Below are 15,453 nucleotides of genomic sequence, written 5' to 3' on the forward strand. Positions count from 1 at the left end.
AAAAATATTCATAAAAATTAATCTTTTTGGTTAAAAAAACATAAGTTAGACATTAGATGTAACGGATAAGTAAAAATTTTTGAAAAAAAATGTAACCGGTTACAGATTTATCTTATAAGTTATTTAAAATTAAACGAGTAAAACAAAAATAATTGATGAAGTAGGAGAGAGGCGATGCCGAATGATGACTTCGAGAAGAAAGAGTATGACGCACTGATTGTTGGGTCTGGTGCTGGCGGCGGTATGGCTGCCTATGTACTAGCCACTGCAGGGCTAAAGGTTCTACTGCTGGAGGCGGGGAGATCCTATGACCCGGTTAAGGAAACCCCAATGTTTAACCTCCCAAAAGATGCGCCTTTGCGTGGGGGGAGCACACCGGAAAAGCCGTTCGGTTTCTATGATGCAACGGTTGACGGAGGTTGGCAGGTACCCGGCGAACCCTACACTCAGGGCTCCAGAGAAAGAGGCCGCCGTTTTGACTGGTGGCGTGCTCGTATGCTGGGTGGCCGTACGAACCATTGGGGACGGATTTCCCTGCGAATGGGTGAGTATGATTTTAAACCCTACTCAAGGGATGGGCTCGGTTTTGATTGGCCGATCAGTTACAACGATCTCGCTCCCTACTACGATAAAACCGAGATGCTCATTGGTGTTTATGGCACTAACGAGGGGTTAGAAAACACTCCTGACTCCTCCGAAGGAGTGCTGCTGCCACCCCCGAAGCCCCGTGCCTATGAACTTCTGGCCAAAAAAGCGTGCGATAGGCTGGGGATCCCTGTAATTCCCTCTCACCTGGCTATTCTCAGTGAGCGTCTGGATCACGAAAATATTCCGCAGAAATTATTCCCAAACAATAAATTGGCTCAGGACGTCACCCGGGAATCAATGAAATCTCGCGCAGCCTGTTTTTGGGCCACGCCCTGTGGGCGCGGTTGCTCAATTAAGGCGAATTTCCAGTCCACGACTGTACTACTGCCACCGGCATTAGCGACGGGCAACCTGGATATCATTACTGATGCCATGGTGCGTGAAGTTACCATTGATAAAAAAGGTAAGGCAAACGGGGTTATTTATATTGATAAAGATACCCGTCAGGAAAGATTTGCCAGTGCCCGCGCTGTGGTTGTTGCAGCCAGTGCAGCTGAAACTTCGCGCATTCTCCTTAATTCCAAAAGCACTTTATTCCCCGATGGTATCGCCAATGGCAGCGGTGCCGTAGGGAAATACCTGATGGATACAGTGGGAGCTGGTATCGGCGGGCAGATTCCCGCTTTGGAAAGTATGCCTGCCCACAACGAGGACGGCGCATCGGCGATGCACATGTATATGCCCTGGTGGTTGTACAAGGAACAATTACGTGGTGACTTGGATTTTGCCCGTGGTTACCACATTGAATTCGGCGGTGGTCGCAGTATGCCGGGCGCAGGTGCTTTCGGCGGTATGGGTGATTTTACCAGTGGCGCTTATGGCAAAGACTTGAAAGAAGCCTGCCGGCGTTACTACGGCTCCTTTGTGTGGTTTGACGGTCGCGGGGAAATGATTCCCAATGAGGACAGCTACTGTGAAATTGATAAGGACCAGGTAGACCAATGGGGCATCCCGGTGTTGAAGTTCCATTGGAAATGGAGTGACCAGGAATTGAACCAGGCCGCTCACATGCACAAAACCTTTGCTGAAATCATTGAAGGCATGGGCGGTAAGGTCACCTCTACCGTGCAAACCGACGGTGCCAAGGCAATTATCAACGGCGGTGCGATTATTCACGAAGTCGGCACCGCGCGCATGGGCTCAAATCCGAATGATTCCGTGCTCAATCCTTACTGCCAGTCCTGGGAAGTACCGAATCTCTTCCTTACTGACGGCGCACCCTTTGTCTCCAATGCTGATAAGAATCCAACCCTGACCATTATGGCGCTGGCCTGGCGCACCTGCGACTACATCGTGGACCAGTTCAAGAAGAGGAATATCTGATATGAGCGAGGAAAAAACCAATCTGGGTCGGCGCAACGCCCTGCGTTTGATTGCTACCACCGCTGCTGCAGTTCCAGTCATTGGCTGTTCTGAGAAAGTAGCGCAAAAAGTTGTAGTGAAAGAGGAGGTGCCCGCGGCTGAACCGGTAGTAAAGAACCTGGATGCCCCGAAGCAGACTCTGGCCAGGGGCACGCCGACAGATCCGGATCTCCTTAATCCCGTTGTGCCTTGGGAGATGCAGCTTGAAATGGGTGAGTTAGCGGTATTGGCAGCACTTTGCGACGTCATTATTCCCGCGGATGAAACTTCTCCGAGTGCCTCTTCAGTAGGGGCCCATCACTACATCAACGAATATGTCAGCGCCCCATATTCCAATAACAAAGCAGATCTTGTCACGATTCGGGGAGGGGTTGTTTGGCTGGAGGGTGAGTCCAAGCGCAGATTTGGAGGTTCCTTTGTCGATCTGAATGAACCTCAAAAAGTAGCCATCTGTGAGGATATCAAGTGGACTCGCACGGCGAAGCCAGAGTTCCAGGCTGGTGCTCGTTTCTTTGCCAAAGTTCGAGTTCTCGTGTCCACCGCTTTCTATACCACCGAGGAAGGTATGGCGGATATCGGTTATGTGGGTAACCGACCAATGGCGAGTTTCCCTGGAGCACCCCCTGAAGTCCTCAAGCGACTTGGCTTGGATAGCTAAAGACGCTTTTTGCTTTAGCGCTATACGCACATATAAAAATATCGAGACAGAACTGGATCGATAAGAGTAGGGCATATTCCGGTGGCCCGGCAAATGATATGTCGGGCTTTTAGGGTGAACGGAAAGCTAGAAAAAAATAATAAAAGAGAAATTTGAGCAATGAGAGAAATACCCTTAAATACAAATCGCCAGCTAGATCTATTGCGGACCTCCGTAAGTGTTCTAGTGTTGTGCAGTGTTGTCGGTATGGCAAATGCCCAGAGCACCAGTGAATCTGATACAGAGAGTCTGGTGCTGGAGGAGGTAGAGGTATTGGGTATTCGCCGGAGCATGGAGAAAAATCTCGATGTAAAGCGTTTTTCCAATGCGGTGGTAGACTCAATCACCGCTGAAGATATGGGTAAATTCCCCGATAAGAATGTTGCAGACTCTTTGCAGAGGGTTCCGGGAGTATCCATCGTTCGAAGCGGCGGCGAGGGTGCCGAGGTAAGTATCCGAGGAACTGCACCTGAGCTCACTTTTACCCAGCTAAACGGAAACTATATAGCCACTCCCGGCGATGATCCATCCCGATCATTTTCCTACGCATTGCTACCTTCAGCGATGATCTCCCGAGCGGATGTGTATAAAAGTCCAGAAGCAAAACTGGATGAAGGCGGGATAGGTGGTACTGTAATTTTACACACCCGCAAGCCACTGGACCTGGATTCCGGGGAGGGCATGTTATCCATTGAGAGTACTTATGCTGATGTTACTGGGGAGTACGAACCTCAGTACACCGGTTTTTACTCATGGAAAAATGATCAGGAAACCTTTGGCGTATTGTTTGGATACTCAAAGCAGGATCGTCAGAACCGGGTAATTAGCACCTCGGTAGAAAACTGGGGTTGGCAGGGAGATGAGTCCCCCCAGACTGGCGTAGAGGCCAGGGGGCCGATGGTGGATATCGACGGTAATGAATACCGGGATTTCTATGCGCCGCGAGCCGTTGTCGGTAGTGTCTTGGAAGAGGAGCGGACCCGGGATGGCATGCAGCTAAGTGCCCAATGGCGTCCGGTAGAACAGCTGGAATTTGGTGTCAATTATTTCCGCTTTGAGCTAGGCGGCAACTCAGAGAATTATCGTATCGTATTTCCTGAGTGGAACTACGGGGATGCAATAGCGCCGGGCAGTCTCAAGTTTGATGAAGATGGTGATACTCTTCTCGGCATTGGTATGCTCGATCGGGGCCAGGCAGAGTTACAGTCTCCACAGGTAGCTGGTGACTACACTCGAGCGGAATATGTTTCGGATACGCTGGATTTCAATATCAGTTACGAGGGAGATGGATATAGTGCTCGGTTGGTAGTCGGTAATACCAATGCAGAGGGCGGCCCCTCTGAGAAATTGTTTGCATCAGTCAATTCCCGTTATGGCACTGCAACCGATTGGAGCTGGGATCTCAGCAGTGGTACTGCTGAAATTGATACCAGTGCAGATCTGGGAGATCCCAACACTTATCCTTTATATGACTGGTTCTCATCCCATTGGACCAGCAGCGAGGACGAGGAGAGTTACTACCAGCTGGACGTTTCCATCGATATGGATTATGCCTGGCTTACCTCCCTGGATGTTGGGGTTAAGTACCGGGACCATGAGATAAACCGCCGCATCACCAAACAATCCTGGGATGATGATAATCCTCCCTGTCCAACGATTAACTGGGGTGATGTTGATGGAGCTTGTTACCCCTGGTGGCCAAGTGATTCATTCCACACTGACCCCGATGGTGTGCCCGACACAATCGATATCCTTTCAAACGGCCCTCTCGATAATATTATCGGCGGTGTGAATGTGCCAAATTTCGCTTATCTGGAGTTTGATAAGTTAAAAGAGTTTCTATACGCAACCTATGGTGACCCTAGGGTAATCGTCGAGAAAAATCAGGTTTACCGGGTTGGTGAGGAAATTACGGCTGCTTATGTACAGCAGAATTTTGCCTCGGCAGTCCTGCGCGGAAACTTTGGTATTCGAGCAGTCCAGACCAAGCAGTATGCGAGCACCTACGACAATATTGATGGGGTGTTACAGGACGAACCCAATATTCGTGACAGCAGCAATACTGATATTTTACCTAGTGCTAATATCGCTTGGGATATCTCCGATGAACTGGTTATGCGCGCAGCTCTCGCTAGAGTCGTAGCGAGAGTGGAATACGATAATCTCGGTGGTTCTGAAGTGATCCACGCTCCTTTGCCCGGCTCAACAGTCAGTCAAGGGTATGCAGGCAACTCTGAATTGGAGCCTTATAAAGCTGATCAGTTTGATTTGGGGCTGGAGTGGTATTTCGATGATGCCTCTGCTGCAGGACTGACCTTGTTCAGAAAAGATATTGCTTCGTTTGTAATCAACGGCAGTTCTATGGTGACAAGGGATATCGATGGTGTTACCCGGGCAGTGTCTATGTCTATGCCGGTCAATGGCACTGATGCTACCGCACAAGGTGTAGAACTGTTTGTTCAGTATGCCTTTGATAATGGCTTTGGAGTCTATGCAAACTATACCTTCACAGATACGGAGCTAGCTGAGATTGACTCTGAAGGTATCAAAACCAAAACAGAAATTGCCGGCACTTCAAAGGACCAGTACAACCTATCCCTTTACTATGAAAATATCGACTTTAGCATTCGCGCTTCTTACAATTATCGCAGTGACTATGCAGACGGATTCCACAATGGCATGAACACTTTCACTGATGAATACGATCAGTTGGATGTTAATGCATCTTATCGCTTGATGGATAACCTGACGTTGACCGCCTCAATAATCAACCTTACCGAAGAGAAGGTGGATAGATATTGGGGTGAGGAAAACAGGGTCTGGGGCTCCTCATATTCAGGCCGACGAGCTTATATGGGGCTGACATATAGTTTCTAACCTCATTGCTACCCAGTCACGCGGACACAGGGACGTGTCCGCACCTTTCTGTAAATTTTTAATTTCATATCAGCGTACTCAGTTTAGGCGCAATTGAGTATTTTATTAGCTCTCATATATCAATTCGATCTAGGAAATGTGTGCATTTTATACTAGTACTCAGTTAAAGGAGTAATTTAAAGTAGTTTGAATGGAGGGAAATATCATGAAAAGGGTATATATAGAAGACGCAACACCCTATGCTCTGGGAGTTTGTGTCACAGTCTACACTACCTGTTAATAGAAGGTAGTTTTTCACAAAAAGTGAGATGGCCCTTGAAAATGAGGGACGTCTCACTCAGGGCTAATACAGACAAATCAAGAATTTAGCGATTCTGCCTTTCTAGTTTTTTTACTACTTCTAGTAAATATGATGGTTAAGCGATGATGAAAGGCGCTGCTTTATTAGATAATTTCTTTCTCTATTTCAGTGAAAATGAAGTCATCTTGTGGGATGTTGTTCATCACGATCAGTGGGCTTTGGATAAAGAAACCCTCATAAATATTCTGGATAAATTTTATTCCGATGTGCAGACAGGAGAAACTAAGGCAGCAGATTTCCTTCAAAGTAATGGAGCCTTCATCAGTGGTGATTTAGCTCGGAAACAATGGGGTTGGGATGTACTATCCTGGTTTTACCATTATGGCACCAAGCTTTCGTTACCGCCCTCGACTGAGGGCAAAGAGGGGGCTAGTGAAGATCCCAGGGTATCTTGGGTAGGACAGTATGTTGACTACTGTAAACAGGTGCCGGAAAAGGCTAAAGGCAAGTACAATTATCCAGAAGTGGATATTCCACTGAATAGCTTTCCTACCACCAATCAGTTGGAGTCTGTGTTTGGGACCCGGTTTTCTTCACGAAAATTTGTACCGGGTACCACTTTAAAACGTGAGCTTTTGGAAAAAATACTCTTTCATTGTGTAAAATTTCGTACTTCTCCGTTTGTTGAAAAATTTTATAAGGCCCACTCAGAAAAAATAAATTATTTTGGATATTTTCGCAGCAGCCCTGCTGGCGGCGCCTTACAAGCTACAGATATATACCTGATAGTGCACTCGGTACAGGGGATTGATCCCGGTATTTACCTCTATAATCCGATTGATCATGGATTAACCAAAGTCGGCGATGCTGTTAGCCATGATAAGATACGTCGTTTGTTGGTAGGTCAACCCTATGCCGAGGGTGCCGCAGTTAATATTTGCTTTGTATGCAAATTTAATCGTTTCTGGTCTAAGTATCGTCATTCTCGTATCTATCGGATGGCTTACCTTGAAGCGGGTCATTTATCTGAGAATATATTTCTCTACGCTCATTCCCTAAAACAAGACGTGTTTATAGCCGGCGCTTTTTATGATGAAGAGTTTGAGAGCCTATTGAAGCTGGATAAGGATAGCGCCATGGTCTTTTTTATGGCTATTGGGGAAGGAGAGCATGCCTGTTTCCCGGTAGAGTACTTGCCTTCTGATTCAACAAAATTGGATTAATGAGTAATAGTTAAATGTTTTGCCTGAAAAAAGAAGTTTGACATTGCGGTAATCGATGATTTCAGGGCCAAAATAACCAGTTTGGGACTTCCAATGAGCATAAAAGAGAAAAGGTACTTATGGTGAGGTGAAAACTGCAAAGCAGTATGCCCCACCGAAGTAGATAAGGATAGGGTGCGTTAGTGCAGGGTGTGGACCAACCGTGAACTTAAGCGCATGGTGGGGGAGAAGCGGATCATATCGATTAGAGAGTCGATATAGCGTTCACCGAGTTCGCCGATATCTTCAATTCTTGAGGATAAGAGCCAAGTTTCAATCACACCGAACAGGCCACCGTGTAACATCTGCATCGCGAGGTCTGTATCAAGATCTTCGGGCAGTTGGCGCTCGGATACTGCGAGGGCAATCAGTTGTGCCATTCGCTCAAGCCCGCGGGTGCGCCCTTGCTTCATACGCAAGTGGGCTTCATTGTTCTCGGTAACCTTTTCTTCACAGGGATGGAAGATAATCTCAAGTACCTGCTGCCACTCTGGGTTACAAGCAATTTCCTGAAACAGCCACACCCAGCGGGTTCGCAGTGTACCGAGGGGATTGGCGTTGAGTTGCTCGCCGGCGTTATTACAAAGTTGTTCGCCGGGTAGTACCATGCGTTCTGTCAGAGCGAGCAGCAAACCGGTTTTGCTGTGAAAGTGGTCGGCAACAGCACCGCAACTAACTCCAGCCAGCTTTGCGACTTCGGAAAGGGAAGGGCGACACACTCCATATTCATGAAACACATTGAGCGCGGCGTTTAATATACGCTCACGGGTGGTCAAAATTTGCTCATCTCTGCGTTTGGTCATAAGGAACAGCGGCTTCTTTAATCAATTATTAGTTTCACTCTGGCTCATTTTTGCAGCGTTTAACCGCAAGTGTGCAAAGGGGTTTTATGTGCAAACCCTTGAATATACTGGGTGAAAGTGCATGTTAGATGAAAATTGCACGATTATGAACAGTTGATCCTGTTTCCTACGTACTCATAAAATGCCACGCTACTTTACTCAGATTTCCTTGTCACTTAAAAATTCCGCTAACTGCCAATATTTTGTCCGCGCAGTCATTTTTAGAGGTAACCATGTTAAAAGCCCGAGCTCTCACCAGCCTTTTGGTCGCTTCCGCATTGTTGGCGGGGTGTAACGAGGAAGCTTCGGCTCCACCGGGAATGGCCCCCCAAGTGACCGTAGTCACACTTCAGCCGGAATCCGTCACTCTTACCAGGGAGCTGCCGGGGCGGACTTCCCCCTTTAAAGTGGCTGAGGTTCGTCCGCAGGTTAATGGCATCATAAAACGCCAGTTGTTCCGTGAAGGTGGCCAAGTTAGTGCAAATCAGCCACTTTACCAGCTAGATGACGCTCTTTATCGTGCTGACGTCGATAGTGCCAGAGCAAATTTTCAAGGCGCAAAGGCGGCTATGAACATCGCTCGCCTCAAAGCCGAGCGTACTGCGAACCTGGTGGGTAATGGTGCTGTTAGCACGCAGGAAAATGATGCTGCGGAAGCCGATCTTCAGGAGGCCCGAGCCGATGTAGCCGCAGCTCAGGCGGAGCTGCACAGGGCGGAAATCCAGTTGGAATATGCAAGGGTCACCTCTCCGATTACAGGCCGAATTGGCAAATCTACAGTTACTCAAGGTGCTCTGGTAACGGCCAATCAAGCCGGAACTTTGGCTACTGTGCAGCAACTAGATCCGATCTATGTTGAGGTTACCCAGTCGGCAGCTGAGCTTGTTAGCCTTCGCCGAGCGCTTCAAGCGGGCACATTGGCCGACGCCACTCATCTACCTGTGACAATCCTATTAGAAGATGGCAGCGAATTTGAACACCAGGGCAAGCTGGAGTTTGCCGAAGCCAGTGTCAACCCCTCAACGGGCAGTGTGTTGTTGCGAGTAGTTGTTCCAAACCCGGATACCATGCTGTTGCCGGGTATGTATGTACGCGCAATTGTCGGTAGTGGTGTCCGTAAAGACGCAATTCTGGTACCTCAGCAAGGAATTGCGCGGGACCCTAAAGGCAATACCTCAGCCATGGTTGTTAATGAGGAAAATGTGGTTGCCCAGCGATCTGTGCGGGTTAGTCGTACGATTGGCAATCGCTGGCTAGTGGAAGATGGGCTCGAGGCCGGGGACCGGGTCGTAGTCGCCGGGCTTCAGAAAATTCGCCCGGGAGCCCCGGTACAGGCCAGCGAGCGCGAAAATGAGCAGCTGCCGGCGGCTGAAGGTGATCAACAGGCTGGCGAAGCGCCTGCACAGCAGGGGTCTTAAGGGTAGGGGTTATGGCAAGTTTTTTTATCAATCGGCCCATCTTTGCCTGGGTGCTGGCAATTATCACGATGCTGGCAGGTGTACTATCCATCGGCAAGTTAGCAGTAGAGCGCTACCCGGATATTGCCCCTCCATCGGTGAATATTGAAGCAAATTATCCAGGGGCTTCAGCCAAGGTGGTTGAGGACTCGGTGACCCAAATTCTTGAGCGTAATATGAAGGGGCTGGATGGCCTCCTTTATATGTCTGCCACCAGTCAGTCTAATGGCGGCGTTTCCATTTCACTGACCTTCGAGAATGGAACTGATCCAGACACGGCCCAGGTCCAGGTACAAAACAAAGTACAACTGGCAATGCCGCTGTTACCCCAGGAAGTTCAGCTGCAAGGTGTGAATGTTAGTAAGTCTCGGGGCGGCTTCATGATGGTTGCCGGTTTTGTTTCTGAAGACGGCAGCATGAATCGCAATGACATTGCAGACTATATCAACTCGGCCATCGTTGACCCGATAAGTCGAGTACCGGGAGTCGGTAATGTTCGAGTGTTTGGCTCCAAGTACGCCATGCGGATTTGGCTTGATCCCAATAAGCTCAACACTTATGGCCTCGCGCCTAGTGATATCGCTGACACAGTACGAGCGCAAAATGCTCAGGTTACAGTGGGGAGCCTTGGCGCTGCGCCAGCAATCCCGGGACAGCAGTTGAATGCAGCGATTACTTCCCAGGGACGCTTGCAAACCCCTGAGCAGTTCAGAGATATTATCGTCCGAGCCAATGGGGACGGTTCTCTGCTTCGGCTTGGAGATATTGCCCGTGTTGAGCTGGGAGCTGAGAGCTATGAGTTCATTTCCCGCTATAACCGTCAGCCCGCTTCAGGTATCGCTATTAGCTTGGCGACCGGGGCTAATGCTTTAGAAACTGCGGATGCAGTAAAGTCCAAGCTGAAGGAGCTGGAAGTTTACTTCCCGCGTGGCCTCACTTCGGTAGTTCCATTTGATACGACGCCATTTGTCGAGGTCTCGATTAAGGGGGTTATCAGTACCTTGATTGAGGCGATCGTGTTGGTATTCCTGGTGATGTACTTATTCCTCCAGAATTTCCGCGCCACTTTAATCCCAACGATTGCAGTGCCAGTAGTGTTGATGGGCACTTTTGCCGTACTGGCTGCGCTGGGCTTTTCGGTGAATATGCTCACCATGTTTGCCATGGTGCTTGCTATCGGCCTCCTCGTAGATGACGCCATCGTAGTAGTGGAGAATGTCGAGCGCGTGATGCAGGAGGAAGGGCTATCACCGAAAGAGGCTACCAAGAAGTCGATGCGGCAGATTACTGCGGCTCTGATCGGAATTGGCGTGGTGCTATCGGCAGTGTTTGTACCTATGGCATTTATGGATGGTGCTACCGGTGTGATCTATCGTCAGTTCTCCGCTACCATTGTTGCAGCTATGACGCTGTCAGTGTTGGTGGCGATTATCTTGACACCAGCGCTGTGTGCAACCTTGCTCAAACCGATTTCTAAGGGTGAGAGTCACGGAGAAAAAGGATTTTTTGGTTGGTTCAACCGAAACTTTGAAAAGGGTAGTCAGCGTTACCAGACCGGGGTACAAGGTATTCTTAAACGCAGCGGCCGATTTCTGTTGTTGTTTGCAGTGCTCTCCGCCGCAATGGCCTTTCTGTTTCTGCGTCTACCGAGCTCTTTCCTGCCGGATGAGGACCAAGGCGTGCTCTTTTCTATGGTGCAGGCGCCGGTGGGCGCAACCCAGGAGCGTACTATGGGCTCCATAAAGAAAGTGGAAGACCAATTTCTGGATAACGAACAGGGCACCGTTAAGTCTGTATATTCCGTGCAAGGCTTTAGTTTTGCCGGTAGCGGACAGAATACCGGTATTGTTTTCGTCAATATGGAAGATTGGTCCCAGCGGGAAGAGGAAACGCAAAGCACCGTTTCGGTCGCTATGCGCGCGATGGGCGCCCTGATGCAAATTAAAGATGCGATGGCTTTCGCTTTTGCACCTCCGCCACTCCCTGAGTTGGGTTCTTCTGGTGGTTTCAACTTCTACCTTCAGGATAATGGCAGTTTGGGCCATGAGGCATTAACTGCAGCCAGGAACCAGTTTCTGGGAATGGCCGGACAAAGTGAACTTCTGGCGAATGTTCGCCCCAATGGCCAGGAGGATACTCCGCAATTTCGTGTGAAAATTGATAATGCGAAAGCAGCAGCGCTTGGCTTGTCTATCGACGATATTAACAGCGCTTTGAGTACAGCATGGGGCGGTTCATATATTGATGACTTTATCGATCGCGGGCGGGTAAAACGCGTGTATATGCAGGCTGATGCTCCCTTTAGGATGGTCCCGGAAGACTTCCAATTGTGGTCAGTGCGTAACGATAAAGGCGATATGGTACCGCTATCATCCTTTGCCAGTTTTGGCTGGGAATACGGTTCCCCCCGCTTGGAGCGCTATAACGGCGTTCCCTCAATGCAGGTTAATGGGCAGGCTGCAGCCGGAGTCAGCTCTGGTGAAGCAATGGAAGAGGTTGAGCGCCTAGTGGCGCAGCTACCCGCTGGTTTTGGTATGGAGTGGAGTGGTCTCTCATATCAAGAGCGCTCTGCTGGAGCACAAACCCCATTGCTGTATACCTTGTCCCTTTTGATCGTGTTCTTGTGTTTGGCTGCTCTCTATGAAAGCTGGACAGTACCGACGGCAGTACTATTGATGGCTCCGCTGGGAATCCTGGGTGCGGTACTTGCAAATAGCCTAAGGGGTATGGAACGCGACATTTACTTTCAAGTCGCGATGCTGACAACAGTGGGGCTAACCAGTAAAAATGCCATCCTGATTGTGGAGTTTGCCAAACAGAACCTGGAAGACGGTATGGAGTTGGTAGATGCCACGATGCGAGCTGTACGGGACAGGTTACGCCCGATCTTAATGACATCTCTCGCTTTTGGTTTGGGGGTGTTGCCCTTAGCCATAGCAACCGGAGCTGGCTCAGGTGCCCAACGGGCAATCGGTACCGGTGTGTTCGGCGGCATGATTGTTGGAACTCTACTGGGAATCTTCTTTATCCCACTGTTCTTTGTTGTGGTGCAGCGATTGTTTGGCAAGAGAGTCCATAAGCAGGAAGTGGAGCTGGCTAAACAAGGTATCTCGTCGGAAAAGAACGAGAGAGCAGAAGCGGCCGAAGCGCTTTAACAGAGCTTTAACTATAAAGTAAATAAAGCCAGGCCAGGTTAAAGGGCCTGGCTTTTTGCTTTATGGCCCCCCGTTGACCACAAAATCCCTGAATAGGGTGCTGCTGCGAGTCTCAAGATACAAAGTGAACCTCTTTTAGTTCCAGCACCGCCAAGAAGTCATTGTTTTAAATTATTCGCTGAAGTAATGAAACATCAGCAATGATTTAAATCAAGAAGCCGAATAGTGTTTGGAGTCAAAATGCTAATCCCTGGCAAGGTGAGTAGCTATCCATACGTGATTGAACCTCACTTCTAAGCTAGATAGAGCGCAGTATAGAAGCCTGATATGGACGTTCATAGACTATTACGTCTATGGAGCATGCGAGGAAGCACCGATATTGCATAAATGTTATTAACAGCTAATTTAAGGTGAAGAGTCGGGATGGATTTAAAAGTTAAAGAAGGTCAAGTGTGGAAATATGATAATCGAGAGGGCGAGGAAGATTCGCGGGCTATCATATTAAAAATTGAAGAGTCTAAGGACGATTCAATGGTGGTACATGTTCAGATTTCAGGCATTAAAATTAATAACCCTAATAGTGGAGAGGTCATTGAGGAAATTACCCATATGCCGTTTTCAATTGAGGCGCTAGGGGCAAGCATATCTGAACTAATGGGGGAGTGTGAGATACCTGATTATGAGGACGGCTATAATTCATGGAAACGTGAATATATTAATGGCAATGCTGGCGTGTTCTCTATTTCTATTGGAGAGTCAGTGAAGTATATGGATGATGCGGTGAACAGCTAAGCAATAGTCTTTTTACTACATATCAATGACAAACATTCTTTTCATGTTAACCGCCTCAGACTTAGAGTCCCTATTCAGAACCGAGGGAGATTGACGCTTTGGGGCGTTTCGAGATAGTTGCTTTCCACTTGTTCATTAAATGTCCACTGTTTCTAATAGTACCGTTGACAGATTCATATGAATACTAGTGCTGGGGTAGGTTGAATATGCTTGCTTATCGCTTCATATGTTATGAGTGATCGCATTGCTATCAGGGTGTAGCTATCTATAAATAAATACACTTGCCGAGATTTTTATTAAGATCTCTAGTTTTGCTAGTCGGGCAATGTATATTTTAACTGACTGCCTATTTGGCCTGATTGTGGCAGGAGGAGCGGATACTCCCCCCAAAAGCCACGTATTAAATGTTTCGTAAATCCATTATTTCACACAATTTCAGCAATACGCTTCTTTGCAGCTGCTAACGCCTTCTCTTTTGCTTCATTTCCCATTGCCAAGCCTTCAGCATAGACAAACTCCACATCAGTAATACCAATAAACCCCAAGAACTGTCGAAGGTAATTACTTTGGGGATGATCGTCACCATAAACACCACCCCGTGAAATGAAGATGATGGCCTTTTTGTTCCTTAATAAGCCCTCAGGGCCGTTTTCGGTATATCGGAATGTTACCCCGGCACGTGCAATAAAGTCGAAGTAGGTGTGCAAATTAGACGGGACGTTGAAGTTATACATCGGGATACCTAGCACCAGCAGATCTGCCGATGATATCTCCTCTATCAGCTTGTCCGAAAGTTCTGCAATTTCACTTTGCTTGTTTGAACGGCTATCAGCTGGCGTGTTGTGGGCTTGAAAGTGCTCCAGGCTCAGATGAGGTACAGGCTCGGATACCAAGTCACGATGGATGATTTCATCATCCGGGTTATTAGCCTTCCAGCTCGCTATGAAATTGTCCGTAAGTTGAGATGACTGGCCGTTCTCTTGAAAGAGGCTGGACTTAATGTTGAGTACCTTTGCCATGACTGCTTCCTCGTAACTAACTTTGTATGAAGCTATTGAAACATTCATTAAATTGATTAAAAATTAGAATTATTTGCTTATTTCTATCTAAAAATTCGATCATGAGCCAACAGTTGACACAATTAGCAAACCCAAAGATCACTCTTGAGCAGTGGCGTTGCTTGATAGCGGTAGTTGAAGGGGGAGGGTATGCAAAGGCCGCCGAGCTTCTGCACAAGAGTCAGTCCTCGGTAAGCTATTCAGTGCAGAAGTTGGAATCACTACTGGCTGTAGCGGTTTTCACTATTAGTGGGCGCAAGGCGATTCTGACTCCCGCAGGTGAGATGCTTTACCGGCATGCAAAGCAATTGCTGGAGGATGCCTCTGCAATAGAGCAGGCCGCTGGCCGGGCGTCTGCTGGGTGGGAGTCCCAGATTGCGATTTCTGTAGAGGTGCTATTCCCAATATGGTTGCTACTGGACTGCCTTGCGCTATTTGGTGAAGAGAGCCCCCAGACCCGTATTGAAGTCCATGAAATGGTGATCAGTGGTGCTTTGGAGGCTTTAAATGAAGGGCGGGTCGATTTTGCGATCAGTCCTAGAATCCCCCAGGGCTACAACGGTGAGTTACTACCGGCTCCTGCCCGGCTTGTTCCCGTGGCGCACCCCAGCCATCCCCTACATAAGTTGGATCGCCCGTTGACAATGAAAGATCTCCGTAATCACCGGCATTTGGTGGTTCGGGATACTAACCCCCAGCGCGGAAGTAAAACGCTTACGGTTGACGTCGCTAAGCGATGGACGCTAAGCAGCATGTCTTCTTTGATCAGAGCCGCCTGTCAGGGGTACGGTTTCTCTTGGTTACCGGAAGATAAAATTCTTAATGAGCTTATTGAGGGAAGTCTTAAACCGTTGCCCCTTGAAGGAGGAGGTAAAAGAGAGGTCCCTATGTATCTGATCTTTCCTAACCGGGATGATATCGGCCCCGGCGCACTGAGATTGGCAACTATTATCAGGGAGCGTTTGCAGGATCTGTCTTCCCCGGAGAGTTCTTAAGTAAGAA

The 15,453-nt window shown here is 48.3% G+C and carries 10 protein-coding genes; 8 read left to right on the forward strand and 2 right to left on the reverse strand.

What is annotated here, in order from left to right; translation table 11 throughout:
- Positions 1-174: 174 nt before the first annotated feature.
- The 4 genes from ACJJI8_RS17370 to ACJJI8_RS17385 all read left to right on the forward strand — a co-directional run bounded on the left by ACJJI8_RS17370 (position 175) and on the right by ACJJI8_RS17385 (position 7,108).
- Entirely contained in the window at positions 175-1,971 is a 1,797-nt protein-coding gene (locus ACJJI8_RS17370) for a GMC oxidoreductase (RefSeq protein ID WP_444933148.1), read from the forward strand.
- 1 nt (position 1,972) lies between these two features.
- Positions 1,973-2,668 carry a gluconate 2-dehydrogenase subunit 3 family protein gene (locus ACJJI8_RS17375; RefSeq protein WP_413665737.1) on the forward strand — a complete coding sequence of 232 codons (696 nt, stop codon included), beginning with the start codon at positions 1,973-1,975 and terminating at the stop codon, positions 2,666-2,668.
- A 159-nt stretch (positions 2,669-2,827) separates the two neighbouring features.
- On the forward strand, positions 2,828-5,584 hold the full coding sequence (locus ACJJI8_RS17380; protein ID WP_444933149.1) for a TonB-dependent receptor: 2,757 nt from the start codon (positions 2,828-2,830) through the stop codon (positions 5,582-5,584).
- 423 nt (positions 5,585-6,007) lie between these two features.
- Complete coding sequence (locus ACJJI8_RS17385; protein WP_444933150.1) at positions 6,008-7,108, forward strand: SagB/ThcOx family dehydrogenase; 1,101 nt, start codon at positions 6,008-6,010, stop codon at positions 7,106-7,108.
- Positions 7,109-7,287: 179 nt separating this feature from the next.
- Here ACJJI8_RS17385 and ACJJI8_RS17390 read toward each other — a convergent pair whose 3' ends face one another.
- A complete protein-coding gene (locus ACJJI8_RS17390) occupies positions 7,288-7,950 on the reverse strand; it encodes a TetR family transcriptional regulator (RefSeq protein ID WP_444927753.1) in 663 nt (220 codons plus the stop codon).
- Between the two features lie 272 nt (positions 7,951-8,222).
- Here ACJJI8_RS17390 and ACJJI8_RS17395 point away from each other — a divergent pair, with 272 nt between their 5' ends.
- The 3 genes from ACJJI8_RS17395 (at position 8,223) to ACJJI8_RS17405 (ending at position 13,393) form a co-directional block, all read left to right on the forward strand.
- Positions 8,223-9,407: an efflux RND transporter periplasmic adaptor subunit gene (locus tag ACJJI8_RS17395; protein WP_444933151.1), complete on the forward strand. Its 1,185-nt coding sequence runs from the start codon at positions 8,223-8,225 to the stop codon at positions 9,405-9,407.
- Positions 9,408-9,418: 11 nt separating this feature from the next.
- On the forward strand, positions 9,419-12,601 hold the full coding sequence (locus ACJJI8_RS17400; protein ID WP_444933152.1) for an efflux RND transporter permease subunit: 3,183 nt from the start codon (positions 9,419-9,421) through the stop codon (positions 12,599-12,601).
- Positions 12,602-13,024: 423 nt separating this feature from the next.
- On the forward strand, positions 13,025-13,393 hold the full coding sequence (locus tag ACJJI8_RS17405) for a hypothetical protein (protein WP_444933153.1): 369 nt from the start codon (positions 13,025-13,027) through the stop codon (positions 13,391-13,393).
- A gap of 425 nt (positions 13,394-13,818) precedes the next feature.
- Here the strand turns inward: ACJJI8_RS17405 and ACJJI8_RS17410 are convergent, their stop codons facing one another.
- Positions 13,819-14,412 carry an FMN-dependent NADH-azoreductase gene (locus ACJJI8_RS17410; RefSeq protein ID WP_444933154.1) on the reverse strand — a complete coding sequence of 198 codons (594 nt, stop codon included), beginning with the start codon at positions 14,410-14,412 and terminating at the stop codon, positions 13,819-13,821.
- Between the two features lie 101 nt (positions 14,413-14,513).
- On the opposite strand from ACJJI8_RS17410, the gene ACJJI8_RS17415 reads away from it, so the two are divergent.
- Complete coding sequence (locus ACJJI8_RS17415; protein ID WP_444933155.1) at positions 14,514-15,446, forward strand: LysR family transcriptional regulator; 933 nt, start codon at positions 14,514-14,516, stop codon at positions 15,444-15,446.
- Positions 15,447-15,453: the final 7 nt, after the last annotated feature.

Source organism: Microbulbifer maximicatervae (SeqCode), from assembly GCF_052467695.1.

What these genes read in the sequence shown, in the direction of transcription:
- ACJJI8_RS17370 (WP_444933148.1), top strand. Translation starts at nt 175, where the DNA reads ATGCCGAATGATGACTTCGAGAAGAAAGAGTATGACGCACTGATTGTT.
- ACJJI8_RS17375 (WP_413665737.1), top strand. Translation starts at nt 1,973, where the DNA reads ATGAGCGAGGAAAAAACCAATCTGGGTCGGCGCAACGCCCTGCGTTTG.
- ACJJI8_RS17380 (WP_444933149.1), top strand. Translation starts at nt 2,828, where the DNA reads ATGAGAGAAATACCCTTAAATACAAATCGCCAGCTAGATCTATTGCGG.
- ACJJI8_RS17385 (WP_444933150.1), top strand. Translation starts at nt 6,008, where the DNA reads ATGATGAAAGGCGCTGCTTTATTAGATAATTTCTTTCTCTATTTCAGT.
- ACJJI8_RS17390 (WP_444927753.1), bottom strand. Translation starts at nt 7,950, where the DNA reads ATGACCAAACGCAGAGATGAGCAAATTTTGACCACCCGTGAGCGTATA.
- ACJJI8_RS17395 (WP_444933151.1), top strand. Translation starts at nt 8,223, where the DNA reads ATGTTAAAAGCCCGAGCTCTCACCAGCCTTTTGGTCGCTTCCGCATTG.
- ACJJI8_RS17400 (WP_444933152.1), top strand. Translation starts at nt 9,419, where the DNA reads ATGGCAAGTTTTTTTATCAATCGGCCCATCTTTGCCTGGGTGCTGGCA.
- ACJJI8_RS17405 (WP_444933153.1), top strand. Translation starts at nt 13,025, where the DNA reads ATGGATTTAAAAGTTAAAGAAGGTCAAGTGTGGAAATATGATAATCGA.
- ACJJI8_RS17410 (WP_444933154.1), bottom strand. Translation starts at nt 14,412, where the DNA reads ATGGCAAAGGTACTCAACATTAAGTCCAGCCTCTTTCAAGAGAACGGC.
- ACJJI8_RS17415 (WP_444933155.1), top strand. Translation starts at nt 14,514, where the DNA reads ATGAGCCAACAGTTGACACAATTAGCAAACCCAAAGATCACTCTTGAG.